Annotated in this window: 2 protein-coding genes; both read left to right on the forward strand. The window is 64.5% G+C overall.

Annotated features, from left to right (window positions below; translation table 11 throughout):
- Positions 1–160: 160 nt before the first annotated feature.
- Positions 161–1,711, forward strand: coding sequence for an IS21-like element ISBj11 family transposase (istA, locus tag RCO31_RS34550; RefSeq protein WP_080769320.1), 1,551 nt, complete (start codon positions 161–163; stop codon positions 1,709–1,711).
- The coding region (gene istB / locus RCO31_RS34555; protein ID WP_208750710.1) for an IS21-like element helper ATPase IstB at positions 1,708–2,391 on the forward strand (684 nt) is incomplete at its 3' end. The genes istA and istB, both read left to right, overlap by 4 nt.

The following is a 2,391-nucleotide window of genomic DNA, read 5'->3' on the forward strand; positions in this document are numbered from 1 at the left end:
TGCCGCGCGGCGAACAGGATGGAAGTGGAGCGTCGACCATGATGAGAGGGCTACGCCGGGCTCGTGACGCAGGGAGGGCGTAGCCCGACCGGAGTTACGAGCCCGGCGTCGGCGCGATCCACAGCGGACCGCGCCGACTGGTGATCGCGGCCGGCTGGTTATGCAAGTGGTTCTTCCGCCAAGAGGAATCACTCGCGTGCCAGGCCGACACATTACCGATCACCAAATGAGGCTCTACATGAAGTACCGTCAGACCGATAGCCCACCCGTGGCCGCCGCCAAGGCTTCGTTCAGCACCTCGACCGCTTACCGGATCGAGAAGGATCGACGCCTTCCGTCGCAGAAGAAGGCTCCCCGCGGCCGTCGCCGGCCAGATCCCTTGGCCCGCGTATTTGAGACAGATATCGCGCCGATGCTGAAGGCCGCCCCCGGTGTGCGGCCGGTCACGATCTTCGAGGAGTTGCTCCGACGCCATCCCGAGCTCGGCGCCGGCATCCGTCGCACGCTGGAGCGCCGGATCCGGGCCTGGCGGGCGATCCACGGCGAGGAGCAGGAGGTCATCTTCCGCCAGACCCACGAACCCGGTCAGCGCGGCCTGTCCGACTTCACCGACATGGGCGAATTGGGTGTCACGATCGCGGGCGTACCGCTCGACCATCGTCTCTATCACTTCCGGCTGGCCTATTCCGGGTTTGAGCACGCCCATGTCGTGCTCGGCGGTGAGAGCTTCGTCGCTCTGGCCGAAGGCCTGCAGAATGCCTTGTGGTCACTCGGTGGGGCGCCACGGGAGCATCGCACCGACAGCCTGTCGGCCGCCTTTTGCAATCTCGACCGCGACGCCAAAGACGATCTGACGCGGCGATACGAAGACCTCTGTGCCCATTACGGCATGCGGCCTTCCCGCAACAATCGTGGCATCGCCCACGAGAACGGGGCGATCGAGAGTTCGCATGGTCATCTCAAGCGAGCGATCGGCGACGCGCTGTTGCTGCGTGGCACCGCCGACTTCGACGATCTAGCTGCCTATCGTGGCTTCATCGATGAGATCGCCAGCCGCCGCAATGCCCGCAACGCCAAGCGGATCGACAGTGAACGTAGCGCACTTCAGGATCTGCCGGACCGCCGCACGTCGGACTATGAAGAGGTGATCGTCCACGTGACGTCGTCCGGCGGCTTCACCTTGCGCAAGGTGTTCTACACGGTGCCGTCGCGCTTGATCGGCCATCGGCTGCGGGTGCGCCTGTATGACGATCACCTCGACGTGTTTGTCGGCGGCACGCATCTCCTCACCTTGCCGCGCGGGCGGCCGCATCCCAATGGCAAGCACGATCAGGTCGTCGATTATCGGCACGTGATCCATTCCTTGCGGCGCAAGCCGATGGCGCTCCTCAACCTGGTCTACCGCGACCAGCTGTTCCCCCGGGAAGCTTACCGCCGAGCCTTCGACGTCTTGCGCAAACGCTTACCGGACAAGAAGGCCTGCCGGATCATGGTCGATCTCCTCGCACTCGCCCATGAGCGCGGTTGCGAGGCCGAACTCGCCAATCAGCTCACGGCTGACCTGAACGACGGCCGGCTGCCCGACCTCAACCGGCTACGTACTCACTTCGCCCCGGATCCCGCCCAGGTGCCGAACGTCGTGGTACGCCTCGCACCGCTCGCCACCTATGAATGCCTCATCGGTACCGCCGAGATCGGAGGCGCCGCATGAGCACAACCAACGTAGTCGACACCGCGCGCCTCAATCTGTTGCTCAACGAGCTGCGGCTGCCCGCCATCAAGGCGCTGTGGCCGCAATTTGCCGAGCAATCCGATAAAGAAGGCTGGCCGGCGGCGCGCTTCCTCGCCACCATTGCCGAGCACGAGATCGCTGAGCGCGGCCGCCGCCGCATCGAGCGCCATCTCGTCGAGGCGCGGCTGCCTACCGGAAAGACCTTTGACAGCTTCGACTTCGAGGCCGTGCCGATGATCTCCAAGGCGCAAATGACCGCACTCGCCGCCGGCGACGGCTGGCTCGGCAAGGGCGCCAATCTGCTGCTGTTTGGTCCGCCCGGTGGAGGCAAGAGCCACTTGGCGGCAGCAATCGGCTTGGCCCTCATCGAGAACGGATGGCGCGTCCTGTTCACCCGCACCACCGATCTCGTGCAGAAGCTCCAGGTGGCTCGCCGCGAGCTCAACCTCGAGGGCGCCATCAACCGCCTCGATCGCTTCGATCTCGTCATCTTGGACGATCTTGCCTATGTCACCAAGGACCAGGCCGAGACCAGTGTGCTGTTCGAGCTCATCAGCGCACGCTACGAGCGACGCTCTTTGCTGATCACCGCCAATCAGCCCTTTGGAGAATGGAACAAGGTCTTTCCGGACCCAGCTATGACCCTCGCGGCGATCGAT

Source organism: Bradyrhizobium sp. LHD-71 (genome assembly GCF_031157255.1).
GTDB lineage: Bacteria > Pseudomonadota > Alphaproteobacteria > Rhizobiales > Xanthobacteraceae > P52-10.

Excerpts from the sequence above, each read along its gene's own strand:
- istA (WP_080769320.1), top strand. The coding sequence starts at position 161 with ATGCAAGTGGTTCTTCCGCCAAGAGGAATCACTCGCGTGCCAGGCCGA.